General features: G+C 67.2%; 24 protein-coding genes and 1 pseudogene. 16 read left to right on the forward strand and 9 right to left on the reverse strand.

The window, feature by feature from the left end; translation table 11 throughout:
- Positions 1-28 precede the first annotated feature (28 nt).
- Positions 29-1,150, forward strand: a complete 1,122-nt coding sequence (locus MUN73_RS05810) for an MBL fold metallo-hydrolase (RefSeq protein ID WP_250139488.1) — start codon at positions 29-31, stop codon at positions 1,148-1,150.
- A gap of 5 nt (positions 1,151-1,155) precedes the next feature.
- Here MUN73_RS05810 and MUN73_RS22880 read toward each other — a convergent pair whose 3' ends face one another.
- Together MUN73_RS22880 and MUN73_RS22680 are read right to left on the reverse strand one after the other, a co-directional pair.
- Positions 1,156-1,665, reverse strand: coding sequence for a DUF8154 family protein (locus tag MUN73_RS22880; RefSeq protein WP_465260999.1), 510 nt, complete (start codon positions 1,663-1,665; stop codon positions 1,156-1,158).
- Positions 1,655-2,344 carry a nucleotidyltransferase domain-containing protein gene (locus MUN73_RS22680; protein WP_321575756.1) on the reverse strand — a complete coding sequence of 230 codons (690 nt, stop codon included), beginning with the start codon at positions 2,342-2,344 and terminating at the stop codon, positions 1,655-1,657. Before MUN73_RS22680 ends, MUN73_RS22880 begins: the two co-directional genes overlap by 11 nt.
- Before the next feature lie 333 nt (positions 2,345-2,677).
- Between MUN73_RS22680 and MUN73_RS05825 the strand changes: the two genes are divergently transcribed.
- Both MUN73_RS05825 and MUN73_RS05830 read left to right on the forward strand, forming a co-directional pair.
- Positions 2,678-4,210: a dihydrolipoyl dehydrogenase gene (locus MUN73_RS05825; protein ID WP_250139618.1), complete on the forward strand. Its 1,533-nt coding sequence runs from the start codon at positions 2,678-2,680 to the stop codon at positions 4,208-4,210.
- Between the two features lie 87 nt (positions 4,211-4,297).
- Entirely contained in the window at positions 4,298-4,522 is a 225-nt protein-coding gene (locus tag MUN73_RS05830; protein WP_250139490.1) for a hypothetical protein, read from the forward strand.
- A gap of 4 nt (positions 4,523-4,526) precedes the next feature.
- Here MUN73_RS05830 and MUN73_RS05835 read toward each other — a convergent pair whose 3' ends face one another.
- Both MUN73_RS05835 and MUN73_RS05840 read right to left on the reverse strand, forming a co-directional pair.
- Positions 4,527-4,790: a DUF7521 family protein gene (locus MUN73_RS05835; protein WP_250139619.1), complete on the reverse strand. Its 264-nt coding sequence runs from the start codon at positions 4,788-4,790 to the stop codon at positions 4,527-4,529.
- On the reverse strand, positions 4,790-5,149 hold the full coding sequence (locus MUN73_RS05840) for an ArsR/SmtB family transcription factor (RefSeq protein WP_250139620.1): 360 nt from the start codon (positions 5,147-5,149) through the stop codon (positions 4,790-4,792). Before MUN73_RS05840 ends, MUN73_RS05835 begins: the two co-directional genes overlap by 1 nt.
- Before the next feature lie 115 nt (positions 5,150-5,264).
- Here MUN73_RS05840 and MUN73_RS05845 point away from each other — a divergent pair, with 115 nt between their 5' ends.
- Positions 5,265-7,034, forward strand: a complete 1,770-nt coding sequence (locus MUN73_RS05845; protein WP_250139491.1) for a carbamoyltransferase family protein — start codon at positions 5,265-5,267, stop codon at positions 7,032-7,034.
- A gap of 102 nt (positions 7,035-7,136) precedes the next feature.
- Here the strand turns inward: MUN73_RS05845 and MUN73_RS05850 are convergent, their stop codons facing one another.
- Positions 7,137-7,508, reverse strand: a complete 372-nt coding sequence (locus MUN73_RS05850; RefSeq protein WP_250139492.1) for a thioredoxin family protein — start codon at positions 7,506-7,508, stop codon at positions 7,137-7,139.
- Positions 7,509-7,647: 139 nt separating this feature from the next.
- On the opposite strand from MUN73_RS05850, the pseudogene MUN73_RS05855 reads away from it, so the two are divergent.
- Positions 7,648-8,330, forward strand: a pseudogene (locus MUN73_RS05855) (DUF2270 domain-containing protein).
- Positions 8,331-8,360: 30 nt separating this feature from the next.
- On the opposite strand, the gene MUN73_RS05860 reads toward MUN73_RS05855, so the two are convergent.
- A complete protein-coding gene (locus MUN73_RS05860) occupies positions 8,361-8,840 on the reverse strand; it encodes a hypothetical protein (RefSeq protein WP_250139493.1) in 480 nt (159 codons plus the stop codon).
- Complete coding sequence (locus MUN73_RS05865; protein WP_250139494.1) at positions 8,837-9,385, reverse strand: hypothetical protein; 549 nt, start codon at positions 9,383-9,385, stop codon at positions 8,837-8,839. The genes MUN73_RS05860 and MUN73_RS05865 overlap by 4 nt, the downstream gene beginning before the upstream one ends.
- A gap of 116 nt (positions 9,386-9,501) precedes the next feature.
- On the opposite strand from MUN73_RS05865, the gene MUN73_RS05870 reads away from it, so the two are divergent.
- Positions 9,502-11,403: a polysaccharide deacetylase family protein gene (locus MUN73_RS05870; protein WP_250139495.1), complete on the forward strand. Its 1,902-nt coding sequence runs from the start codon at positions 9,502-9,504 to the stop codon at positions 11,401-11,403.
- Between the two features lie 60 nt (positions 11,404-11,463).
- Here the strand turns inward: MUN73_RS05870 and MUN73_RS05875 are convergent, their stop codons facing one another.
- Positions 11,464-12,030, reverse strand: a complete 567-nt coding sequence (locus MUN73_RS05875) for a hypothetical protein (RefSeq protein WP_250139496.1) — start codon at positions 12,028-12,030, stop codon at positions 11,464-11,466.
- Between the two features lie 162 nt (positions 12,031-12,192).
- Between MUN73_RS05875 and MUN73_RS05880 the strand changes: the two genes are divergently transcribed.
- From MUN73_RS05880 to MUN73_RS05890, 3 genes are all read left to right on the forward strand, one after another.
- On the forward strand, positions 12,193-12,930 hold the full coding sequence (locus tag MUN73_RS05880) for a DsbA family protein (RefSeq protein ID WP_250139497.1): 738 nt from the start codon (positions 12,193-12,195) through the stop codon (positions 12,928-12,930).
- 48 nt (positions 12,931-12,978) lie between these two features.
- Entirely contained in the window at positions 12,979-13,872 is an 894-nt protein-coding gene (locus MUN73_RS05885) for an alpha/beta hydrolase (protein ID WP_250139498.1), read from the forward strand.
- Between the two features lie 180 nt (positions 13,873-14,052).
- Entirely contained in the window at positions 14,053-14,595 is a 543-nt protein-coding gene (locus tag MUN73_RS05890) for a DUF2243 domain-containing protein (protein ID WP_250139499.1), read from the forward strand.
- Positions 14,596-14,692: 97 nt separating this feature from the next.
- Here the strand turns inward: MUN73_RS05890 and MUN73_RS05895 are convergent, their stop codons facing one another.
- Positions 14,693-15,031 carry a DUF7344 domain-containing protein gene (locus MUN73_RS05895; protein ID WP_250139500.1) on the reverse strand — a complete coding sequence of 113 codons (339 nt, stop codon included), beginning with the start codon at positions 15,029-15,031 and terminating at the stop codon, positions 14,693-14,695.
- A gap of 137 nt (positions 15,032-15,168) precedes the next feature.
- On the opposite strand from MUN73_RS05895, the gene MUN73_RS05900 reads away from it, so the two are divergent.
- The 7 genes from MUN73_RS05900 to MUN73_RS05930 all read left to right on the forward strand — a co-directional run bounded on the left by MUN73_RS05900 (position 15,169) and on the right by MUN73_RS05930 (position 25,797).
- Complete coding sequence (locus tag MUN73_RS05900) at positions 15,169-17,466, forward strand: bacterio-opsin activator domain-containing protein (RefSeq protein WP_250139501.1); 2,298 nt, start codon at positions 15,169-15,171, stop codon at positions 17,464-17,466.
- Between the two features lie 184 nt (positions 17,467-17,650).
- Positions 17,651-18,799, forward strand: a complete 1,149-nt coding sequence (locus MUN73_RS05905) for a rhodanese-like domain-containing protein (RefSeq protein WP_250139621.1) — start codon at positions 17,651-17,653, stop codon at positions 18,797-18,799.
- A gap of 198 nt (positions 18,800-18,997) precedes the next feature.
- Positions 18,998-20,506, forward strand: coding sequence for a serine hydrolase domain-containing protein (locus tag MUN73_RS05910; protein ID WP_250139502.1), 1,509 nt, complete (start codon positions 18,998-19,000; stop codon positions 20,504-20,506).
- Entirely contained in the window at positions 20,503-21,282 is a 780-nt protein-coding gene (locus MUN73_RS05915) for an MBL fold metallo-hydrolase (protein ID WP_250139503.1), read from the forward strand. The genes MUN73_RS05910 and MUN73_RS05915 overlap by 4 nt, the downstream gene beginning before the upstream one ends.
- Positions 21,283-21,507: 225 nt before the next feature.
- A complete protein-coding gene (locus MUN73_RS05920; protein ID WP_250139504.1) occupies positions 21,508-24,162 on the forward strand; it encodes a PEP/pyruvate-binding domain-containing protein in 2,655 nt (884 codons plus the stop codon).
- A 107-nt stretch (positions 24,163-24,269) separates the two neighbouring features.
- Positions 24,270-24,719: a DUF8147 domain-containing protein gene (locus MUN73_RS05925; RefSeq protein ID WP_250139505.1), complete on the forward strand. Its 450-nt coding sequence runs from the start codon at positions 24,270-24,272 to the stop codon at positions 24,717-24,719.
- A 151-nt stretch (positions 24,720-24,870) separates the two neighbouring features.
- Positions 24,871-25,797, forward strand: a complete 927-nt coding sequence (locus MUN73_RS05930) for a CPBP family intramembrane glutamic endopeptidase (protein WP_250139506.1) — start codon at positions 24,871-24,873, stop codon at positions 25,795-25,797.
- The last annotated feature ends 179 nt before the right edge of the window (positions 25,798-25,976 follow it).

Below are 25,976 nucleotides of genomic sequence, written 5' to 3' on the forward strand. Positions count from 1 at the left end.
CTACCTGCCTCCGGTAGTATTGGGTTAAATGAGCAATACAGATATCGAACCTTCGGCGGTCGCCCGACGCATTCACGACGACGATTCGGCGGACCTCTTCGTACTCGACGTCAGGAACGAGGCCGACTACGAGGAGTGGCGGATCGACGGGAGCCTGAACGTCCCCATCTACGACGACCTGCTGTCGTACGACTACTCCACGCTGGAGACACACCTCGACGACCTGCCCGCGGAGACGGAGATCGCCGTCGTCTGCGTCGCCGGGATCACTTCGGCCCGCGCCGCGGAATTCCTCCGCCAGCACGGGTTCGACGCGAGGTCGGTCGCCGACGGGATGAACGGCTGGGGGCGCGTCCACCGCGCGTCCGACGTCGATCGCGTCGACGGCGTCGTCCAGATCGTCCGCCCCGGGACGGGCTGCGTTTCGTACCTCGCCCACGACGGCGATCGGGCCGTCGTCGTCGATCCGAGCCAGTACGTCGATCGGTACCTGGACGCGGCCGACGAGCGCGACCTCGAGATCGTCGGCGTCGCTGACACGCACGCCCACGCCGACCACGTCTCGGGCGCGCGCCGCCTCGCGGGCGACCTCGACGTACCGTACTACCTCCACGGGGACGACGCCGGCGACCTCGACGTGGCCGAACTCGAGGACGGCGAGACGATCGCCGTCGGAGACCGGGCTCTCGAGGTGCTCCACACGCCGGGACACACGCCCGGGAGCGTCTCGTTCCGGTTCGGCGACGCCCTCCTCGCCGGGGACACGCTGTTCCTCCGCAGTGTCGGCCGTCCCGACCTCGAGGATAGCTCCGACGACGCCGTCCGAGAGGCCGCGAGCCTGTTGTTCGACAGCCTCGATCGCCTGACGGCGTTCGACGACGGGACCGTCGTGCTCCCCGGGCACTTCAGCGACGAGTCGATCCGGCCGCTCGCGACCGAACTCGGCGCGCTCCGGGCGGAGACGACGAACGAACTCCTGAGTTACGTCGCGGACGGCGACGAGCCGGCGTTCGTCGAGACCATCGTCGAGAGCCTTGCGGACGAGCCGGCAAACTACAACGAGATCAAGCGGATCAACTGGGGAGAAGAACAACCCGGCGGCGACGTCGAGGCGCTCGAACTGGGGCCGAACAACTGCGCCGCGAACTAGCGTCGTCAGTCGTGTGTGCGGTCACAACTACATCGCGACTGTGCATCAGCGAACGTGACGATATACGAATGGACCTCCTCTGCGAGGTCGTGCATCCCGAGTGCGAGGTCTCGTCCGGGCCGATCGATGTCATAATACATTCGCGAGCGGTGCTCGGCTCGAAAGCGATCGATGCGGTCTGCAATGTTTTCGTCCGAAAAGACGCCCCGATTCTCGATGTCCCGAAAGACAGCACTGTGTTCGTGATAGTCCGACGATTCAGCAGTCGTCATCTCGACGAGGTAAAACTGGAACGAGCGCTCGATGGCGTTGAACGAGAGTTCGACGATACTCACGTTGTTGTTGGTGCCGTCACGGAGTTGACGGCATGTTCCTAACATCGCGCACGCTTTCCCCAGTTGTATGTCTGCGTCGTCCCGCTGCCACGACAGGGAGTCCTGCACGGGTCCGGTTTCGCCGTCTGCGAGCAGCCCTTCCACGCGATCGACGGCATTCACGACGTCGTCAAGCGCCATTCTCGAACACCTCCCCTTTCACGGCGTCCAGCGCAGCGGACGTCCGTAGCGTGATCCCTTCGGTGAGAATATCCGAAATTCGATCGTGCTTCGGAGCGGAGTCTCGCGTTTCGACGACGATGTGGAACTCGTATCGATCGCCGTCGAAACGTTCGGATCCGATCTCTTTTTCGATTTCGTGGGCGGTTCGCTGGCCCGCCATCCGGTCGTCCGGGACCACGACGAATAGATCGATGTCGCTGGCCCGGTCGGCGCTACCTCGAGCGACACTCCCGAACAAAACCACGCCGATATCGGTACCGATGGCTTCGCCGAGTCGCACCATCGCCGCTCGGATCGGTCGCTGAAATTCGGTCTGTGGGACCAGCGTAATGCGATCGTCCGGTTTGTACAGTTTCGCCGCGTTAATCTCGATCCGGTTCGATCGCCCACCGCGATCTACCGTGATCAGCCCGACGTCCTCCAGAGCGGTTACAGCGCCGTTCACGTTCCCCATTCCCTTTCCAGTTAACCGATGGAGCTGGCGGTTACTGAACGCTCGATCAGGATTATCCGTTACTAGCCGGAGGATCTGAGCGGTCGCGTCGTGACGGAACAGATCGGGGTCGTTAACGGGAATTGGAAGACAGACGTGTGCTCCATCGAGCTCCGGTCCCGTCTGAACAGTTTTCCTGTTCATGAACAGCTATACAGTTCGGCACGGTATAATATTTTCTAACTCCGTACGACACGCGTAGAAAACTCCGGTGAGGTACTCGAGTACGCCTCGAACGGGTCGCTGTCGCTGACAGTCGAGATACTGTTCGCGTGCGTCGCGCCGGGCAAGGTCCCCGACGGGGTATCCACTCGGGTCGAATGTCGGGAGAGTACGGAACGGTACTGACGTCCCTCCACGACGGTAGTCGTGGACGTTCGCGTTGTAGCCATGGAACGCGACGACGAACACGCCTTCGTCGCCGGCGGTACGATTCTCCGGGGAGGTTTCATCGGGCTGGCCGTCGTCGGGACGCGTATGGACGCTGGCACTGCGGAGTTCGACTTCCTCGTCGTCGGTTCGGGGTCCGGGCTCGACGTCGCGAACGCGGCTGCGAACCGCGGGCAGTCCGTCGCGGTCGTCGAGAAGGGGCCGCTCGGCGGCACCTGTCTCAACCGGGGCTGTATCCCCTCGAAGAAACTGCTGTACCACGCGGAGGTGATGGAGACCGTCGATCGAGCCGACGAGTTCGGCATCCACGTCGACGTGACCGACGTCGACTTCGCCGACATCGTTCGCGAGGTGAACGAGGACGTCTCCGGGAGCGCCGAGTCGATCCACCACGGGTTGCGCACGTCGAACCGCCACACGCTGTTCGAGGGCCAGGCCGAGTTCGCCGACGATCGGACGATAGAGATCACGTCCGGTCTCGACGCGGGCAAGCGCGCCCGGGCCGACACCGTCCTCGTGGCCGCGGGGACGCGGCCGGCGATCCCGCCGATCGACGGCATCGAGTCCGTCGACTACCTCACCAGCCGGGAGGCGCTCCAGCTCGAGACACCGCCGGACCACCTCGTGATCGTCGGCGGCGGCTACATCGCGGCCGAACTGGCGCACTTCTTCGGAACGTTCGGCAGCGACGTGACGATCGTGGGCCGGCGTCGATCGTTCCTCCCGGAGGCCGACGACGAGGTCGCCGCCGCGTTCACCGAGCGATACGCCGATCGGTTCGCGATCCACACGGGGTACGAGGCCGTCGCAGCCGCGGAGTCGGGCGGCGAGGTAACCGTCGAGGCGCGCCCGTACCCACCCGCGTGGGACGATGCGGACGAGCGTGACGGCGTGACGGTGACCGGCGACACCCTCTTAGTCGCGGCCGGCCGGCGGCCCAACTCGGACACGCTGAACCTGGCGGCGACGGGCGTCGAAACCGACGCGAACGGGTTCGTCGAGACCGACGAGTACCTCCGGACGTCCGCCGACGGGATCTGGGCGCTCGGGGACATCGTCGGCGAGTACCTGCTGAAGCACAACGCGAACCACGAGGCCCGGGCCGTCGTCCGGAACCTGTTCGGCGACGACCCCGTGCCGGTCGACTACACCGCGATGCCCTTCGCCGTGTTCGCCTCCCCGGAGGTCGCCGGCGTCGGCGCCCGGGAGCAGGATCTCCGCGAGGCCGATCGCGCGTACGCCACGCGCACCTACCGCTACGAGGACACCGCCCGCGGGAATGCGATGAAGGTCGAGGGACTCGTCAAGGTGCTCGCCGAACCGGACGGCGAGATCCTCGGCTGTCACATCGTCGGGCCGGAGGCGTCGAACCTGATCGAGGAGGTCGTCGTCGCGATGAAGGCGGGCACGGGAACCGTCTGGGACATCCGCGAGTCGGTCCACATCCATCCCGCCCTCTCGGAGGTGGTCGATCGGGCCTTCGCCGGCCAGTTCACCCGCCGCGGCGACGGGCACGACCACCACGATCACGACCACAGCGACCACGACCACCACAACCACGGACACGACGGTCGCGGGCATAACGAGCACGACGAACACAGCCACGACGATCGCGAGTGAGCGGCCGCGAGCCACCAGTCCACAGCGTTGTCCGTTCGGGCAGACTGTTCACAAATCATATCAGCGGCGATCCCGTAGACCGGTACGATGGATTCGGAGACGGCCTCTCGGCGATCGAAACTCGGTCTCGCGGGGCTGGCGAGCCTCTGTTGTGTCGGCCCCGGCACGGCCGCCGTCACGGGCGGCCTTACCGTCGGCGGACTGGGTGGCGGTCTCGCTCCGGTGGCGGTGACCGCCCTGGTGCTCGCCGTCGGTGCGATCGTCGTTCGCCGTCGGACCGGCTGTTCGACGTGCGAGTCCGGCGAATCGTAACTCCTCACTGGGTCAACGAGACGAGAACGAGTACCATCCCGCTCGAGACGACCGCAGCCTGGATGAGCCCCGCGGACAGGATCGACGTGCCGAAGACGACGTAGATGAGGCCTTCACAGATCGCCCCGGCACCGATGAACACGAACCCCGCCGAGACGTACAGCATCGGTTTGCGTCCGTTCCGTCGGTAGCCGTGAAAGGCCAGGTACGCGATGGCGAGGCTCAACGTGAGCGTGATCAGTTTCGCGAGAACGAACGGCGCCTCGATCATCGCTCTCCTCGGATGTCGTCCCACAGCGACGTAAAGTTGTCCGCCAGTTCGTCGCGCGTCTCCATGGCCAGCGTCAGTTCGCCCTCGGAGAGGTCGAGGTGGAGTCCCTCGAGCACCGTCTCGAACTCGCTCCGGTGGGAGCCGTCCGGCCCGATCGATCGCCGTTCTTCGACGAGGTCGTGTTCCTGGAGCATCGAGACGCGACGGTACACCGTCGCGAGGGAGGCGTCGCACGCATCGCTGAGATCCTTCGCGGTCATCGGCTCCCGGTCCGCCGCGACGAGAATCCGTCGCGCGTAGTCGTCGGCCAGCACCTGAAAGACCTCCGACGGGTTCGAGGTTCCCTCGCGTTGCACGGGGACGACGACGACGTAATCGAACAAATAGGCGGCGATTTGCTGGGCCAGCAAATCGCCACTGTCATTTTGGGTGTCCCCGAAGTCAGTCACCAACGCGTTACTCTCACGAGACATGACCGACTATCTACTCGCATTTAAACCCGCGATCGGGCTGTACGGCCAACACGATCCGAGCGCCGTGCTCTTCGAGGACGGCACGCCCGTCTTCGGCGTCGAGGAGGAGCGATACACGCGGGAGAAACACGCGACGGAGACCTTCCCCGAGCGGGCGATCCGGGCCTGTCTCGACCACCGGGACCTGACCCTCTCGGACGTCGATCGCGTCCTGTTGCCCTACGACCCGCAACTGCGCGGGAACCTCACCGCACACTATCTCACCGACGCGGTTCGAGCCCCCGGCCTCGCGCGAAAACTCTCCGCGCTGGAGGGGACCGTCGTCACGGAAGCCCGCAGCCGGTTCGTCCCGACGCGCCAGATCGAGAACCGCCTCGCGTCGATCGGCACGCCGGTGCCGCCGATCGAGACGATCTCCCACCACCGCTGTCACGCGGCGAGCGCGTTCCACCCTTCCGGATTCGAGGAGGGGGTCGTTCTCACGGTCGACGCGAAAGGCGAGTACGACTCGACGGTCGTCTGGTACGCCGACGAGGACGGACTGACACGCACACACACGTACGAACACCCCAACAGCCTCGGGCTCTTCTTCGCGATCGTCACGGAGTACCTCGGCTACCGGATGTTCAACGGCGAGGGGAAGGTGATGGGCCTGGCCCCCTACGGCGAGGACAACTCCGAGATCGAGGGCGTCCTGCGGGACCTGATCGACACCGGAGCGGACTACGACGTCACCGAACTGACGAAGCGCTGGGGGACCGGCCACGGCGTCGAGTTGCTCGAGGACGCGTTCGGCCGCCCCCGCAACGAGACGCCCGGCGAGTTCGACCAGTGGGAAAAGGACCTGGCCCACACGGCCCAGAAGCTCCTGGAGGAGACGGTCGTCGCCATCGCGGAGTCGGCCGTCGAGCAACTGGGAACCGCGAACGTTGCGCTCGCGGGCGGGGTGGCGCTCAACTGCAAGCTGAACCAGCGCGTTCGCGAATCGCCGGCCGTCGACGACGTCTTCGTCCAGCCAGTCGCCCACGACGCGGGGCTCGCGCTCGGGGCGGGCTGGTCGCGACAGCGCCCCGCCGACGTCGATCGCCAGACCACCGTCTACCTCGGCCCCGAGTACGAGACCGACGAGATCCGATCGACCCTCGAGACGAACAAACTCGCGTACGCGGAACCGGACGACGTAGCGCGCTACGTCGCCAAACGGCTCGCGGACGGCGACCTCGTCGGCTGGTTCCAGGGCCGCATGGAGATGGGGCCGCGCGCGCTCGGCGCGCGAAGCATCCTCGCCGATCCCCGCACCGCGGCGTCGCGCGATCGGGTCAACCGGTTCGTCAAACACCGCGAGGAGTGGCGTCCGTTCGCCCCGTCGATGCTCGAGTCGGCCGCCGCCGAGTACCTCGTCGACGGCGAACCGGCACCGTTCATGATCGACGCGTTCGACGTCGATCCGGCGAAGACCGGGAACCTCGAGGCCGTCCTGCACCCGGCCGACGACTCGACGCGACCCCAGACCGTCCGCGAGGACCAGCACCCGCGCTACCACCGACTCATCTCCGAGTTCGCCGAGATCACCGGCGTCCCGGTCGTCCTCAACACCTCGTTCAACGACCACGCCGAACCGATCGTCCGGACGCCGACCCAGGCGATCAAGGACTTCTACGGCATGGGGCTCGACGTCCTCGTCCTCGAGGACCTCGTCCTCGAGAAGGACGCCCATGCCGTCGAGAAGGACGCCCGCGTCGTCGAGACGGACGCCCGTCCCGGGTGATCGACGCGGCGTCCCGACCCGGTCGCGTCGCTCGCGCGCCGAGACCGCCCGATCGTATCAGTATTGCACTGAAAGAACACTATTCGTTACGCACTCTCACCCTTACTGCGCCGCGTGCGTCTCGAGCAGGTCCACGAGCGTCTCCGCGCCCTGGAAGCCGTCGTCGAGGCGGGCGACCTCCTCGCCCTCTTTCAGGACGACGAGCGTCGGGACGCTCCGGACGTCGAACTCGCCGGCGAGATCCGGGACGAGACCGGCGTTTACCGTCGCCACGACGCCCGGCGCGCTTCGGGCGACGGTGCCGAGCACCGGTTCCATCGACGCGCAGATGCCACACCCCGACGTGACGAACTCGAGCAGTACGAGGTCGTGCTCCGCGAGCAGGTCGTCGTAGTCGGCGGCATCGTCTAGCTGGACGGGCTTCTGTGTCGTCTGTCCGTCGTCGATCGATCCCGAGCGTGCTGTGTCGGTCATTACCGGAGTAACGCGCCAGGAGCATTTGAATGTTTGCACAATCTGTGCAATAACGGTGGCCGATCGGTCCCGTCCTCGCGCTGACGGGTGTCGACGACCGGGCCGAGATTCTTCGTCTCGGCCGTCGAAGACCGGAGACATGACCGACCGCGCCGACGACGAGTCCGCGCAGGCCGATCCAGGACGCGAGGTAGGCCACGACGAACCGGAACTGCCGTCGGTACTCGGCCACGCGTACCGCGGCGAACTCGATCGCGAGACGACCTGGCGGTCGAGACTCGATCAGACGACGACCTGGGCCGTAACGCTGATGGCCGCGATCCTCACGTGGGCGTTCTCGAGTACCGACAATCCACACTATATCGTCCTCGTCGGCGTCCTGACTGTCGGGACGTTCCTCGTGATCGAGGCGCGACGGTACCGCGACTACGACGTCTACCGCTCTCGCGTGCGACTGTTCCAGCAGAACTTCCTCGCACCCACGCTCGATCCGGCCCGGAGCGTCGAACACGGGAACTGGCGGACCGAACTCGGGGACGACTACCGGCGACCGACCCTGAAGATCACGATGTTCGAGGCGATCGCGAATCGCTTGCGACGTATCTACTTCGCGCTCCTGACCGTGCTGTGTATCGCGTGGCTCTTTCGCGTCACCGCGTTCGCACGGGACGCGGGATTTCCTGCCACCGCCTCCGTTGGGGCCGTTCCCGGGATCGCCGTCGTGACCGTCGTCGGCGCGTTCTACGCCGCAATTCTCGCGAGCGCGAGGCCAAGGGGGAGTTCCACGACACCGAGGCCGGCGACTGGAAGGAATCCGAGTGATCCCGGCCCGATCGCGCCGCACCCGGGCGATCACGCGGCGCAGGTCGGACACGATCGCCGGTGGCGCACGTAGATCAGCCCCGCCAGGATCGCGACGGAGACCGCGCCGAGAAGCGGCCGGAGCGGATCGAAGTACGTCATGAGCGCCGACGAACTGAACAGCGCGAGCAGGAAGACGTTACAGATCGGACAGCCGACCGCGAGGAATCCGCCGACCAGCCCGCCCAGTAGCAATCGATCCTCGCCGTCCGACTCGCCCCCGCTTTGGGGTTCGGGTTCGGCCACCTCGGTCGTCAGTCGCTGGGCCGTATAGACGCCCGCGAGCAGTGCCGTCAGCGTCAGGAACAGGTAGTCGGTCGGCGTCCGGGGCACCATCCGGACGTAGAGCGGGTTCGGGACGAGCCCGGTGACGAGTCCGAACAGCACGAACACGCCGACCGCGGCGGCCGCTCCCCACGCGATCGCCCGCGGATCCGGGCCGATCGAGCGGACGAACTCGCTTCCCGTCATTCCGTCGCCTCCGGTGCGATCGCACAGCGTTCGGGGTGGCCCGCACGCCCCAGGAAGAACAGCAGGAGGGCGAGTCCGGCGATGCGAAGGAGCGCGCCGTCGTACGGGAGCGCGGCCAGCCCCCCGGCGAACCCGAGGAAGCCGAGGAGGCCGGCACCACAGCTCGCACAGCCGGACGCGAGGAGGCCAGGGACGACTCCCGACAGATCGGTCAGTCCCGTCGGGCCGACGAGTCGCAGTTGCGCGACGGCGTTGACGACCGCGACGCCGGTGAGGACGGCGTAGAGGACGATAATACCGAGCGACGAGAGCCCGTCGGTCCGGTAGATCGTCTCCGTCAGCGAGACGAGGACGTAGTCGAACCAGTGGAGGCCGTCGCCGAGCATCTGGAGCGAGAACTCCGGCATCGTGCTGAGCACGAGGAGGACGTACGTGGCGAGCGTGACGGCCACCAGCCCGATCGTCCCGCGCCAGGTCTCGAAGGGATACGAGACCGCCGCGGAGAGGTTCCGCAGGTAGCCCGAGATCGAGTCGCGAGAGCGCATCTGCGTTCACTGACGGGCCGCCAGGTGAAAGGTCCGACTCCGATTTGCTGGGTCAGCAAATCGCGACGGCGTTTACCCACAGTATAGTGAACGTACTGGGAAGGCCTCCCCCGATAATGGCAGACGAACGCGACGCGGACGACGACTCGTCTCGACGCCGACTGCTGGCCGCACTCGGCGCGGCATCGACGACGCTCGCGGGCTGTACCGACGTGCTATCGGACGAGACGGGTGATGGGACTCCCGACGACGCGACGACCGGGGGAGGATCCGGAACCGGATCGAGCGACGGTGACGCGCGCTGGCCCGCGATCGAGGCGGGCGAGGTGCTCTCCGACTTCGAAACGCTCGAGGAGTGGACCGCGCGGACCGGCGAGCTATCGGCCGCGCCCGACGAGGCGCTGACCGGTTCGCAGGCGGCGGTCGTCGAGAGCGACGAGGGCACGGCCGGCATGGAGATCCGGTTCCCCGACGGGATCGACCTCCGGGACTGGGACACGTCGGTGGCGGTCAAGCCCGAGGCCGCCGATCGGGTCATCGTCGAATTCCTCGCGCCGACGCGGAGCGATCGGCTCTCGAGCATACGCGTGGTTCCGGACGAGTACGACGGCTGGTTCCGGATGGACTGTGGCTACCAGCAGAAGCCGGGGAACGACCCGGATCTCTCGACCGTCACCGGCATCAACATCGTCGCGGACGGGCCCGACGGCGGGCCGACGGGACTGCTGGTCGACGACCTCCGGCGCACCGAATCGGCCGACAACGGCGCGGCGATCCTCGCGTTCTACGGCGGGCACGATTCGCACTACGACATCGCGGCGAAGATGCTCGCGGAACGCGGCTGGGCCGCGGCGGTGCCGGTCAGCCCCGATCGGATCGGCGCGGACGGCCGACTGGGGACGGACGAGTTGCGGGACCTCAGCGACCGCGGCTGGGACGTCTGTTCGCTCCCGCAGGTGTCGACACCCCTGCCCGATCAGCCCGCGGAGCGACAGCGGGAGGTCCTCGAAACCGCGCGGGACGCGCTCGCGAACCAGGGCTTCGAGGACGGCTCGCGACACCTGTTCGTGCCGGACGATCGGCTGGACGCGACGACCTACGACGTCGCCAGGGACGTCCACGAGTCGGTGTTCCTGTCGAGTGCCGGGACGACGGGCGTGCCGCCGACCGAGACGCACATGATCCCGTTCATCTGGGGACCGGCGCTTCACACCGGCGTTCGTCGCCACCTCAACATCTCCGACCAGTACGACCTGCTCACCGTGATCCGGATTCCGCGGATCGTCGACGCGGCGGACGTCGGCGTCGACGAGAACCGGATGTCGCTCGACGACTTCGGACTCCTCCTCGATCACATCGAGCATCGCGGTCTCGACGTCGTCACCCCTTCGGACCTCGTCGACGGGACCCTGGACCTCGACGGCGACGAACCTGCGGTCGGGGACCGGCCGACCGGCACCGTTCTCGAGGCGGGCCAGTCCCACGTGTTCGAGGGAACCGGGTCGGGCGAGTCGCCGACGTTCGACCTCGACGAGGGGGTCCTCGTCGCGACCGTCTCCCGGGACGGCACGTCGGAACTCGCGGTCGACGTGACGAAACCCGGCGGCATCGGCCGGAACGAGAACCTGCTGACCACCGCGAATTCGGCCGGGACGTCGATCATGGCCGTCGACGACGACACCTATCGGCTCGAGGTCGCGGCCGACGGCGCGTGGTCGATCGACCTCTCCCAGCCAGCGGTCCACGCCGACGACCTCGACGACCTCCCGTTCGAGGCCAGCGGGTCGGGATCGTCGTTCGCCGGGCCGCTGTGGACGGACGGCGACGTCAGGGTCGTGGCGACCCACGACGGCGACGGGACGTTCGTCGTCGACGGCTACGGCGCGGACGGCAGTCGAGAGATCCTCGTCCACCGGACCGGCGCGTTCGACAACTCCCGATCGTACAGGGCGGGCGGCCCGGTCTGGCTCAACGTCGAGGCCGACGGCGACTGGACGCTCCGCGTCACCCACGTGTAGCGACGGACGATACCGGCGTCGATCGCGACTCACTCGTGGGCTGCGTCGAGTTCGGCGCTCTCAGGGACAGTCGCTCTCGTCGACCGATCGGGGTTCCGATCCCTGGTCGACTGCCCGCGTCGCGCCCGTCTCGAGGGCCACCAGCATCGCCCGACCGCCGTACTCGTGGGTCTGGTCGTGACCGCGAACGACGACGCACGTCACGTCGTCGGGGATGTCGACGGTCTCCGATCGGGTGAACGGCTGGTCGGAGTGGGCGTGGAGGAGGTCGCGCCGACCGAGTCGCGTCCCGTCGAGGCGCTCGACCTGCCACCAGTTCGCGTAGCCGTCCTCGCCGTCGTCGTCGTGGTGGAGCGTCACGTCGAACGCGTACGCGCCGTCCTCGGCGTCGAATTCGACCCCGACGACGTTCGCCTCCCGGAGGTCGAGGTCGTCTGCCCCCTGCTCGGTGCCGTCGGACTCGGATCCGTCGCCCGAATCCGGGCCGTCGTTCTCGTCGGTACCGTTGTCCTCGTCGATCGATCCCGAGTCGTCGCTCCGGTCGCTGCAACCGGCCAGTGTGGCGATCGCGAGCGCACTCGCAGTGCTCCCGAGCAACCGGCGTCGGGCGAAGCCAGGTCCGGACATGCGTCTTCGATCGGCCCCCGGGACTAAATCGTCCCCGGCGATTTGCCGGGTCAGCAACTGCCGCCCGCCAGTGTGAGTCGCTTTGGGGACCGATTTGCTGAGCCAGCAAATCGGCGATTCCGTTACGGTCCAGTGGCGTGAACGTCACCGCGAGCACAACTGATGTCCTTCGACGAGCCTTCCCGTCGCGCCTTCCTCGCCGGGTCAGTCGTGGCGGTCGGCGCCGGCGGTGCGTACTATCTCACGCGATCCGACGAGTCTCACGACGACGAGTCTCACGGCCTGTCGCCGGAGTTTCACGCGAGCGACGAGACGTCGACTCTCGGCGTCGAACTGGCCGGCAAACCGATCATGGGATCGCCGGAAGCCCCGATCGACCTCTACTACTGGACGGACTTCCAGTGTCCGTTCTGCGCGCAGTTCGAACGGGAGACGCTCCCCGACCTCGTCCGGGAGTACGTCGACCCGGGGCGGATTCGGGTCGTCTTCGTCACGGTTCCGTTCTTCGGCGGGGACTCGATGACCGCCGCGGTCGCCAGCAGGTGCGTGTGGGAGCAGGTTCAGGAGACCGAGCGCTCGGCGTACTGGAACTGGCACGCGGCGGTCTTCGACGAACAGGGCGAGAAGAACTCGGGCTGGGCCGCAGCCGACAACCTCGTCGAGTACACGCGATCGGTCTCCGGCGTCGACGCCGACGCGCTCGCGACCTGTCTCGACGAGCGTCGGTCGACGTACGAGGAGGAGATCGATGCGAACGCGGCGCAGGCCCGCTCGTTCGGCATCTCGGGAACGCCGGCGTTCCTCGCCTTCGACCCCGAGACCGAGGCGGGCGAGGCGCTCGCCGGCGCGCAACCGATCGATCGGTTCGAGGAGGCGATCGAGGCGGTCGAAGACGCGTGACGCGGTGCACGATTTACGGTCGACCGGGTGGTAGCGACGAACGAGCCGATGGTTCAGCAGACGCCGATCTCGTTTTCGAGTAGCGGAACAACCTGTCGCGGCGCACTGTACGCACCGACCGGTGTCGACGAGCCGCCGATCGTCGTGCTGGCACACGGGTTCGGCGGTGAACGGACGTGGCGACTGCCGGCGTTCGCGCGTCGCTTCGCCGAACGCGACGTTGCGGCCCTCGTCTTCGACTATCGCACGTTCGGCGACAGCGACGGGACGCCGCGAAACCTGATCAGCCCGCGGCGTCACCTCGAAGACTGGCGCGCTGCCGTCGCACACGTCCGTTCGCGCCCCGACGTCGACGGGAATCGGATCGCGCTCTGGGGGACGTCGTTCAGCGGGGGCCACGTCGTCGCGACCGCGGTTCGCGACCCCGATATCTCCGCGATCGTCGCCCAGGTACCGTTCACCGACGGACTCGCGACGACGGGTGCCCTGGTCCGGCGCGGCGGTGCGTCGTACGTCCGCGGAGCGATCGCCGGCGCGGCTCGCGACCTCGCGCGGGCGACACTCGGGCGCGGCCCCTACTACGTCCCGATCGTCGGCGACCCCGACGCGTTCGCCGCCCTGAACACGCCGGACGCGAAGCCCGGATTCGAGTCGATCGTGCCGGACGACGCGACGTTTCGAAACGAGTGTCCCGGGCGCATCCTGGCGACCGTCCCGTCGTACCGACCGATCGCAGCAGCCGACGGCGTCTCCTGTCCGTCGTTCGTCGTCGAGGCGGCGCAAGATACCATCGTCCCGCCCTGGACCGTCGAACGACTCGCCTCGAAACTCGACGACGTCGAGCGACTCCGGTTGCCGGTCGGTCACTTCGACGTCTACCAGGGTGACGTGTTCGAACGGGTCGTCGACCGGCAGATCGCGTTCCTCGAGCGCCACCTGTGACGGTCCGGACGCGGGCCCCGGCGTTCGTTCGTTCCCCTCGATCGGCGGCTCGCCAGACGGCAGTCGTCATGGCGAAGCGCCGGCTCCCGCCCGGCATTCCGACGCCCCCGAACTCGTTCGGCGGGCCCGCTTGCACTAGACAGCAGTGCACGCTTTTCCACGTACCCGCGATCGGCTAGCATGGCTCAGCGAGCAGACACGTGGCTCGGCCTTCGCGAGCGGGCGAAACCGCTCGTTCGGGCGGGCATCGTCCTCGGAATCGGCCTGGGCGGCTTCTTCGACGGGATCGTGCTCCACCAGCTCCTGCAGTGGCACCACATGCTGTCGGCCTGGACGGCGCCGACGTCCGTCGCCAGCCTGCGGCTGAACGTGCTTGCCGACGGGCTGTTCCACGTCGGGACGTATCTCTTCACGATCGCCGGGATCGCCCTGCTCGTCCGCGCCTGGCGGCGGCCGGCCGTTCCCCGGTCGGGGCGAACGCTCGTCGGATCGGTGATCGTCGGCTGGGGCGTGTTCAATCTGATCGAGGGGCTCGTGAATCACCACCTTCTCGGCATTCACCACGTCTGGCCGGCCGGGCCCGGGAGCGTCCTCCTCTGGGACGTCGCCTTCCTGCTGTCGGGCGTGGTGTTCGTCCTCGGGGGGTACGCCGTGATCCGCGGCGACGAGGCGGCCACACCGGCGTCTCGAGACGATCGCGCGACGGACGAACAGCTCACGTGACGGCGACCCGTCTCGAGAACCGTCGTTCGTTTCGGAAGCGGACTCGATCGTGTTCGAAGAGTGCGACGGAGGACAGACGACGAAATCGACCGAGACGCTACTCGAGTCGGACGTCGCGCCGACGGGGGCACGACTCACCGCGGTTTTCGGCCGGATCGTAGTCGATGAGCCCCCAGTCGTCCATCCTGGGGAGGTGAACGTGGTGGAGCGCGAGGGCGACGGACGCGACAGTCTTCCCATCGGTGTCGTCGATGCCGTTCTCGCGTGCGGCGATCCCCGCTGCCAGATCCGCGAGTTCGACCGGCCCGTCTCGCCCCGTGAGGACGTCGATCGTCATCCGTCGACGGCCCGTCTCGACCGACTGGTCGCGATCGATCACGCTCGGACCGGCCGTTCTTGCGGCCGTTCCCGTCCGTTCGCGTATGAATCGAGTCATCTCGGTGTACACTCCGACCGCATCGCGGCGGTCAGCGTAGTTCTCCCATAGAACCCGGATGCCCGTAAGCGTCGACTAACAGTACCCGGACGCAGTTCGAATCGCTGGTCGATGCGGTCGAGGAGTACGCGATCTTCATGCTCGGCCCGGACGGTCACGTCCGGACCTGGAACGCCGGCGCGGAGCAGATCAAGGGCTACGCGGCCGACGACGTGCTCGGCGAACACGTCTCGACGTTTTACACCGATTCCGATCGGGAGGCCGGCGTCCCGCAGGCGAACCTCGCGGCCGCCGCCGACGAGGGATCGATCGAGGACGAGGGGTGGCGCGTGCGGGCGGACGGCTCCCGCTTCTGGGCGACCGTCACCCTCACCGCCATCCGTGACGACGACGGCGACCTGCGGGGCTACGCGAAAGTGACGCGGGACATGACCGATCGGCGCGAGCGCGAGCGGGAGGTTCGTCGCGACCGCGACCTCCTCGACCGCGACCTCGAAAAGTACCAGAACCGCTACCGGACGCTCGTCGAGCACTTCCCCAACGGCGCCGTCGCCCTCGTCGACCAGGACCTCAGATATATTACCTTCGGCGGCGCGCCGGAGGGAGAGACGGACGTGACGCGAGGTGATCTCGAGGGCGCTCCCCTTCGTGACGCACTGCCACGGGAGATTGCGGAGGTCGTCGTCCCGCGCTACGAGGCCGCTCTGGACGGCGAAATGTCCGAGTTCGAGGACACGATCGACGACCGGGTCTACCAGTTCCATTTCATTCCGGTTCGAGACGACGACGGGAACGTCTTCGCTGCCATCGGGATGTCACAGGACATTACCGAACAGAAAGAGCGCGAGCGCAAACTCGAGGAGTCAGAGTACCGGTACCAGACGCTCGTGGATAATTTCCCGAACGGCATCGTCGCGTTGTTCGACGAGGATTTCCGCTACCTGATCGCGGGCGGAGAGCTTTACGAGGCGTTCGACGTCTCCCCGGACGACACGATAGGCAACACGCTATACGACCGCAGCACCGCCGAGGAGATCGAACTGCTCGAACCACACTACCGGGCCGCGTTGAACGGGGACACGCGATCGTTCGAGGTCGAGTACGCCGACCGGACGCTGCAGTTCTGGGTGGTTCCCGTGACCGACGAGAGCGGGGAGGTATTCGCCGGCATGGCGATGTCCCAGGACGTTACCGAGCGAAAGAATCGCGAGCGGGAACTCGATCGCCAGCGCGAGCAACTCGCCGCCCTCAACGATCTCAACGCAGTCGTCCGAAGCATTACCGACGAGGTCATCGCCCGGTCCACGCGCGAGGAGATCGAGCAGGTCGTCTGCGAGCACCTCGCCGCGGCGGAGTCGTACCTGTTCGCCTGGATCGGCGACGTCGACGTCGCCTCGCAGACGGTGACGATGCGGGCCGAGGCCGGCGTGGAAGGGTACCTCGACGGGATCACCATCTCCGCAGACCCGGACGACGATCGAAGCAAGGGGCCCACGGGCCGGGCCATCCTGGAGCGCGAAATCCAGACCACACAGGACATTCGCGCCGATACCAGACACGACCCCTGGCGGAGCCACATCGAGGAGTACGGCTTCCGCTCGTCGGCGGCCATCCCGATCGTCCACGAGGACACCGTCTACGGCGTGTTGAACGTCTACGCCGAGCGGCCGAACGCGTTCGAAGGACAGGAGCGAGCGGTGATCAGCCAGCTCGGGGAAGTGGTGGGACACGCCATCGCCGCCACCGAACGCAAGCGGGCGCTGATGAGCGACGAGGTCGTCGAACTCCAGTTTCGCATTCGCGACGTCTTCGGCGCGCTCGACGTCGGCGTTCCGACGACGGGGACGATCACGCTCGACCACACGGTCCCCATCGAGGACGACGAGTACCTCGTCTACGGGAGCGCGACCCCGGACGCGGTCGACAGCGTCAGGGCACTCGTCGAGGCGCTCCCGCACTGGCTGGGCGTGACGTTCCGGACCGATCGCGGGAAACCGAAGTTCGAACTCCGCCTCTCCGAACCGCCGGTGCTGTCGACGGTCGCCTCGCTGGGCGGCTCCGTCGAGAACGTCGTCATCGAAGACGGCGACTATCGGATGACGCTCCACGTGGCCCCGGGGTCGGACGTCCGCAACCTTATCGACGCCGTGCAGAGCGCCTATCCCGATGCGGAACTGCTGAAGCACCGTCAGATCACTCGGCACGATGATACGGCCGAACGCGTTCGACAGGTTCTGACGACCGATCTCACCGATCGCCAGCGGGCGACCCTCGAAGCCGCCTATCACGCGGGCTTCTTCGAGTGGCCTCGCGACGCCTCCGGCGAAGCCGTCGCCGAATCGCTCGATATCGCTTCGGCGACGTTCCACCAGCACCTCCGGAAGGCCCAGCAGCGGGTGTTTCGATCGCTACTGTCGACGTCCGAGTCGACGTAGCCGGGCAGGGTCGCGGTATCGGGTGACCGGACGGGGGCCGGGTCACGGTACCGGGCGATCGGACGCCACGAATCGGGTGCGGATTCCGCGTTCGATTCGCGTTCCACGGCACGAATCGGCGGTGCGTTTGCAAGGAGCGGAGCTATGCCCGTCCGTAGTCGAACTGTCTTGTGTAAGTGGCCCAATTATGAACCAGATAGAACCGGCGCAACTCGCCGACATGCTCGACGCAGGCGAGTCGTTCACGCTCGTCGATACGCGACCGGAGGACAGCTACGAGGCGTGGCACGTTCCCGGCGCCGAAAACGTCCCGTACGGTCCCGACGACGACCTCGACGAGGAGACACTGGACCAGGTGGACGAGGTGACGAACGGGAAGCCCGTCGTCGCGATCTGCGGCAAGGGGCTCACCTCGACCCCGTTCAGCTTCGAACTCGAGCAACACGGGTACGACGACGTCTCGGTCGTCAAGGGCGGGATGGAAGACTGGAGTACGGTGTACGAGGCCGTCCCGATCGACACCCGCAACGACGACCTCGTTATCGCGCAACTCCAGCGGCGCGCGAAGGGGTGTCTGGGGTACGTTGTCGGGTCGAAATCGGCCGCAAAAGCGGTCGTCGTCGACGCGACCCGACAGACGGACCAGTTCAAGATCGCCGCCGAAGAAGCCGGGCTGACGATCGAGCGCGTCCTCGACACGCACGTCCACGCCGACCACATCTCCGGCGGGCCGACGCTCGCGGAGACGCTCGGCGTCCCCTACCACCTCGGGGAGCGAGCCAGCGACCGCGACGTCGCCCACGAGTACGACCCGCTCGCCGACGGCGAGACGATCGAGGTGGGTGATGTCGAGATCGAGGCCCTGCACACGCCCGGTCACACGTCCGAGATGGTGAACTACCTCGTCGACGGCGAGGCGCTGCTGACCGGCGACACGCTGTTCGTCGAGTCCGTCGGCCGGACGGAACTCCAGTTCGGCGACGAGGACGCGGCGACCGGCGCGGAACTGCTGTACGAGTCCCTCCACGAGACGATCCTCGACCTCCCCGACGACGTGCGGATCCTCCCGGGCCACGTCTCGGTCGCAACGAACGGGCGGTACGAGGTCGGCTCCCCGGGCGACCCGATCGCGGCCCGTCTCGGCGACCTCCGCGAGGACCTCGACCTGCTGGGAATGGACGAGGACGCGTTCGTCGATCGGCTCACCGACCAGACGCCCGAGAAGCCGCCGAACTACGAGCGCGTGATCGACCTCAACACGGGCCGAGACGACCTCGACGATCCGGACGAGGCGACGGAACTCGAACTCGGGCCGAACAACTGCGCCGCCTGACGTCGCCGCAGCGTCGCGCGACGCCGTTCGGGCGCTGGGTTCGACCGTCGTCGATCGAGCGTGCGCTGACGGTCTGCGGCGACGACACTCGAGTCGGTAATTCCTACCGTTCAGGAATCCCGTAAACGGATTTGTCTCTCCTCGCCCGATCGTCTACTATGAGACGCTCTGTCGGCGGTGCGGAGGTGCCGTCCTGACGTGTCTCCGAACGGTACGCGCCGCCGGTACCTCGCGGCGATCGGTGCCGGACTGACCGGCCCGCTCGCCGGCTGTCTCGATTTTGGCGGGGGAGACGCGACCGCCGACTCGTTGCCGGCCCACTTCGACGATCGGGTCCCGGAACTGCTCGAGCACTACGACGTCCCGGGGGCGTGTATCGCCCTCGTGCAGGACGGCGAGGTGACGTGGATCGGGGCCTACGGCGAGGCGGACCGCGAGGAGGGGCGCCCGACGACGACCGAGACCGTCTTCCGGGCCGCCTCGATCACGAAGTCGGTCACTGCGTGGGGAGTCCTGAACCTGGTCGAACGGGGCGAAATCGAACTGGACGATCCGATCGAGCGCCACGTCACGCGGTGGGAGCTCCCGGAGGCGGAGTTCGACACCGAGGCGGTTACGGTGCGGCGCTTGCTTTCCCATACGTCGGGCCTGCAGATGGGTTTGCCCGACGAGGAGCAACTGTACGCACCGGGCGAGGAGCGCCCCGCTCCCGAGGAGGTGCTCGACGGGGAAGGGCTGGAATCGGCCGCCCGGTTCGAACAGCCGCCCGGAACCGAGTTCAGCTACTCGAACGCCGGGTTCGTGCTCCTCGAGCTCCTGATCGAGGAGGTCTCCGGCCGCGAGTACGAGACGTACATGCAGGAGGAAATCCTCGAGCCCCTGGGGATGGACGACGCCACGTTCACCTGGGACGAGGAGGTGGCGTCCACGATTGCAACCGGCTACATGCTAGATGGCGATCGTGGGCCGGTCTTCGTCGACCCGGTCAAGGCTCCTGGCGGGCTGTACGCGACGGCCGATGACCTCGCCCGCTTCGTGGCGGCCGCGACGACGGGCCCCGAAGGCGAATCGCAGGGCCGGGGCGTCATAGCGCCCGAGAGCGTCGCGGAGATCCACACCCCGGCCGTGGAGACGTCGGGCCTCTACGCCCTCGTCGCCGATGCCTACGGACTGGGGCACTTCGTCGAGACGCTCCCCGACGGACAGCGGGCCGTGTGGCACGGGGGCCAGCACACCGGCTGGCTCAGCCACTACCACTGCGTCCCGGAGACCGGCGACGGCATCGTCGTGCTCACCAACAGCGAGCGGGCCCAGCGGTTCCTGTCCGACGTGGTCGGCGCGTGGGCCGAGGCGCGAGGTCTGTCCTCGGTGGCGATGAGCCGGACGTACTCGCGGTTCGCGACCGGCGCTCGGGTGATGGTGGGCGTCGCCGGCCTCGCGTCGGCTGGACTGGTCTGGCGACTCGGCCGCGGGCTCCGATCGGGCGATCGACGGTTCGAACCGTTCGCCCGCACGTCCGTCCGATCGCGCGCGGCACTGGGTGGCGTCGCGGTCCTGCTACTGGGACTCTGGTGGGGACTCGCGCGGGATATTCTGGTGCCGCTGTTGCCGGTCCTCACCGGCTGGCTGACCGTTGCGCTGTCGGCGCTTGCCTTGCTTGCGGTGCTGACCGTGCTGTTCCCGCACACGGGGGGTGACGAACAGTGACGGACGACCCGACCCGCGAAGTGATGGGGATCAAACTATCGCCAGGAGCGACGAACTGTTACCTGCTCGAGGCCGATCGGGGGTACCTGTTGATCGATACCGGGTACGAGTGGGAGTACCGGAGCTTCCTGGCGCAACTCGCGGACGCCGGCGTCGCCGTCGACGAGATCGAGTACCTGCTCTTGACCCACCACCACGACGATCACGTCGGCTTCGCGAACGAACTGCTCGAGGGGGTGACCGTGATCGCACACGAAGCCGCGGAAGACCTGTTGCAGGCCGGTGAAAACGACAGATCCGGCGGCGGGCTACTGAACAGACGGGTGTACTATCTGGCGAAAGTGCGATCGTGGCTGACCCCCGAGTGGGACCTGACCTTCCCACCCGTCACGCTTCGTGACGACGATATGCTGGTCGACGGTGACGACGACCAACTGTTGCGCGAACTGGGAATCGACGGGACGATCCTCGAAACGCCGGGACACACCCCGGACTCGATCTCCGTCCTCCTGGACGATGGCACGCTCTTCTGTGGCGACGCGGCGATGAGCAGGCCGCTCTGGGCCGGGATCAAGTATCACACGATATTCATCACTGACGTCGACCAGTACTACGAAAGCTGGCAGAAGATCCTCGGTAGCGGCGCCAAACGGGTCTATCCGGCACACGGCGATCCCTTCGACGTCGAGAGATTACGGGAGCACATGGGAGCGTACAGCGACGATTCGTTGATCGAGAGAGATCCGATCACCTCCAGGTACGCCGACTTTGGCTGATTCGCGGGGCCATCGGATCGCCGCCCCTTCGTCTCGCAGCCGAGAGAACGATCTTGAAATTGGAATCAGTCTCGGTGGGAACGTTGCCGCCCAGGTGCTCACGATGGCCGGCGTGGACGGTGCGTTCCTCGCAATCCCCGTCGCCGACCCGTTCGAGACGATTCGCCGAGCGCCGATCGCGGGCGGTTCCGTTCGCTTTACCCATCGACCCCGCGTATTTGACGTATGGAGACGCTCGAGCCGAAACACTTGGTACTCCCGTTAACGGGGGCGGCCACGGCGGACGCGACGCTTACGGGCGGGAAAGGGGCGAACCTCGCGCGACTGATCGATGCGGGACTGCCCGTTCCGGACGGCTTCTGCGTGACGACGGCCGTCTACGACCGCCTCGTTGCGGACGCGGAGATCGAAGCGCTGATCGCCGACCTCGAGGACGTGGATCCGACGGCGACCGGCCGACAGCGGGCGCTCGCTGGGGAGTTGCGGGATCGTCTCCGCGAGCGGCCGCTCCCCGCGGACGTCCGAGAGGCGATCGCCTCCGCGGTCGACGACGACGCGGTCTACGTCGCCAGATCGAGCGCGACCGCCGAGGACCTCCCGTCGGCCTCGTTCGCGGGCCAGCACGAGACGGAACTCGAACTCGAGGGACTCGAGGCGGTTCTCGACGCGATTTCCGCGTGCATGGCGAGCCTCTTCACCGATCGCGCGGTCGCCTACCGGGCGACCAACAACGTACCCCACGGCGACGTCTCGATGGCGGTCGTCGTCCAGCGGATGGTCGACGCGGACGCCTCGGGCGTGTTATTCACGGCCGACCCGACCTCCGGCAGGCGGACGGTCGCCTCGATCGACGCGGCCGCGGGACTGGGCGAGTCGGTTGTCTCGGGGACCGTGACGGCGGACAACGTCCGGGTCGACCGGGAGAGCGGTGAGATCCTCGAGTACCGCGTCGGTGACCGCGACGAGTCGAACGACGGTCGAAGCGGCGACTCTCAACGCGGGCGCGTCCTCTCGGACGAGCAGGTGACGACGCTCGTCTCCTACGCCGACGCGATCGAACGTCTCTTCGATACGCCCCAGGACGTCGAGTGGTCCGTCGCCGACGGTCGGCTGTGGGTGTTGCAGTCCCGGCCGATCACCACGCTGTTCCCGGTCCCGTCGCCACCACCGGATGACGACGCGTTGCACGTCTACTACAGCTTCAACCACCGACAGGGAATGACCGAGTCGATGCCGCCGCTGGTCGCCGACTACTGGCGACGGGTCACTGCCACGACGCTCGGACGGGTCGTCGGCTACGACCTGCCGACCGGTCCGGTCTCTACGACGGCCGGCGGGATCGTCTACATGGACGTGACCCCGCTCGTCCGGTCCGATCGTCTCTCCGCCCGATTGTTCGCTTCCCTCGAGGAGGTCGACCGGGCGGCGATCCCCCCGCTCGAGGACGTTCGCGAGCGACGGGGCGACGAACTCGCCGACATCTCGCTACTCCGTGGCGTCTCGCCGACACGAACGCTCTCGACTGCAGGACGGCTCCTCCCTGCCGTCGGACGGTCGATCCTGGCGATCGTTCGCGGGCTGGTGAGCAGGTCGTACGAGGGAGTGCCACGACGGAGTCGCGAGTGGGCGGATCGGCTTGCAGAACGGCTGATACGCGGCGTTCGCGGCGGGGAAACGCACCGCGACCGCATCCGGATACTGCTCGAAACGTACGAGGAAATCGCCTTCGAGGGGGTGACGCAGGCGTTCAAGCTGTGGAACGTCTACGTTTATCGGGCCGCCCTGAAGCGACTCTGTCCCGGCGCAGACGAGGAGTTCGAGGCACTCGGACGAGGCCTCCGCGAGAACGTCACGACCGCGATGATGCTCGAGTTGGGCGACGTCACCGACGTGGCCCGCGACCGTCCCGCAGTCGAGCAAGCGCTCTCGGACGGGCGCGACCTCGAGGAGATTCGCGAGGTGGAGGGCGGCGAGGCGTTCGTGGCCGCGTTCGAGGACTTCCTCGACGAGTACGGATTCAGGGCACCCGCCGAAATCGAGTTCAGCCGACCGCGATACCGCGAGGATCCGTCGCCGTTGCTCGAGACCGTCAGGGCGTCGCTCGAGACGGGCGAGCGAGGCGACCATCGTCGACGCGTCGACCGGCTGGAAGCCGAGGCCGAGGCGGCGATCGAACGCCTCGAACGGAGGGCGGCCCAGGCCGCCTTCGGCTCGATCCGCCGGCGCCTGGTCCGCCCGTTCGCGGCGCGGTACCGGAGCTACCTCTCGATGCGGGAGACGCCGAAGTACGCCCTCTCGCAACTCCTCGACGAGACGCGACACCAGGTGCTGGCGGCCGGCGAGTACCTCGAACGCGAGGGCGGCCTCGACGACGCGGCGGACGTCTGGCTGTACGACTTCGACGAGTTGCTGTCGGCGCTTGCGTCCCCGGCCGAGCCGATCGACGTCGACCTCGACGCCCGTCGGGCCGAGCACCGTCGCAATCGCCAGCTACGTGCCCCTCGCGTGATCGCGAGCGACGGGGAGATCCCTCGGGGAGCGGCGGCCGACACCGACGTCGACGGGCTCGTCGGAACGCCGACGTCCGACGGGATCGCCGAGGGGGTCGCCCGCGTCGTCCACGATCCGGGCGACGCGGCGCTCGAACGCGGCGAGATCCTTGTCGCGCCACACACCGACCCCGGCTGGACGCCGCTGTTTCTCAACGCGGCCGGACTGGTGACCGACGTTGGCGGCGTGATGACTCACGGCTCGCTGGTCGCCCGCGAGTACGGCATCCCCTCGGTCGTCGCCGCCGAAGCGACTCGCGAGATCGACACCGGAGATCGGATCCGCGTCGACGGAATACGGGGGGTCGTCGAGTTCCTGGAAGACGGGTAGTACGCGGCGTGTTTCGTACTGCTCGCTGGACGGTGGTGGTAGCCGAACGTTCTCCGTAATCGAGAATTATCCAGCAGGGATATACTCTCAGTCGACGTCTAGAACGTATGAACACCGTACTCAAGATCGCGGGCAGTCTGCTCGTCGGCGTCCTCGGCTTTCTCGCGGTCGGCATCGGCGTGACCGAAGCGCTCGCCCCGTACGTCTGGCCGTCCGCGATGCTGGGACTTCCCGCCGGACTCGTGGTCGGAATCGCCCTGGCCCCGCTCACGTATCTGGGCGTCACCTACTGGGAGGAACGCGCTGCCGCGGGCCAGGTCACCGAGCGAACGGCGCGACGCTTCTGGACGACAGTCGCGGCGATCGGCGGATTCGTCGGCGGTGGTGGACTCGCGATGGCAGTTCTCTGGACGCAGGCGGTCGGCCTCGCGACGGCGATGATATTCGGCGGGCTTCCCGTCGGGATCGTCACCGCTGTGCTGGCCGCGTATCTCGTCTCCCGTCGCGATTGGACGGGTCGCGCTTCCCCCAGTTCCCCGCCGACGAACTCGTCGTGACGCGCTCCCTTCTCGAAGACGACTTCCGTTGCGTCGCAAGGATGCGCAGCGATCGCCTGGTTTACTGAGGACGATCGCTGGACGAAGCTTCGACCGAGCCGTCCGATCGAAACTGTTCACAGTTATGACAGTCGCGTTCACAGTATCCACCATGACGACAGCCGTCGACGGTCGCAAAGTAGGCCTGTTTCTGGCGCTCGCGTTCGGCATCTCCTGGACCGGCGCGATCGGACTCTTTCTCGCCGGGATCGATCCGGCGTCGACGCTGGGGACCGTCCTCGTCGTCGTCGTGTTCATGTGGGCGCCCGCCATCTCGGCGATCGTCGTCCAGCGACGCAACGGGGAATCCGTTCGGGCCGGCTGTGGGCTCGCCCGCGGTCGCCTTCGATGGGTCGCCCTGGCCTGGGTGGCCCCCATCGGACTCCTCGCGGCGACGATCGGCGTCGGACTCGCGATTCCGGGCGTCTCGCTGACGACCGACTACGCCGCCTTCCTCGCCGATCTCGGCCTCACGGCCGAGCAGATCGAGGACTCGATCGCCGTCCTCGAGGGACTTCCGGTCCCCCCGATCGTGCTCTTCGTCGTGCAGGGTCTCGTGGCGGGGCTCACGATCAACGCGCTCGCCGCGCTGGGCGAGGAGTTGGGCTGGCGCGGACTGTTGCTCGCGGAACTCGCTCCCCTGGGATTCTGGCGGCTGTCGGCCGTCACGGGCGTCGTCTGGGGGATCTGGCACGCGCCGATAATCCTCCAGGGACACAACTTTCCGGCGGCACCGATCGTCGGCGTGGCCGTGATGACCGTCTGGACCGTCGCCGCGTCGCCCGTGTTCACCTACCTGACCGTCCGCGCGCGATCGGTCCTCGCCGCCACGTTCTTTCACGGGACGTTTAACGCCGTGGGCTGGTTCTCCCTGCTCTATCTCACCGGCGCTGGCGAACTGCTGATCGCGCCCGTCGGCGTCGCCGGGATCGGCGCTGCGGTCCTCGCGACCGCCGCCTGCGTCGCTCACGATAGATACGTCGCCGCCGATCGGATCACGACCGGTGCGCCGCTCGCGCCGTGGACGCGCCGGGACTGAGTCGATCGACCGTCGAGATCCCCGTGTCGGGGTGATCGATCAGGAGACCCTTGTCGTCGACGATTGGTTTCCAAACGTCGCTACTCGGCCGTCTCGTCGTCGGCTTCGAGCAGTTTCTGGTACCGGTTCCGGATCGTCGATCGAACTCCAGCGACACGGTGCGAGAGGTACCACTAACG

The organism is Halosolutus amylolyticus (assembly GCF_023566055.1).
Classification (GTDB): domain Archaea; phylum Halobacteriota; class Halobacteria; order Halobacteriales; family Natrialbaceae; genus Halosolutus; species Halosolutus amylolyticus.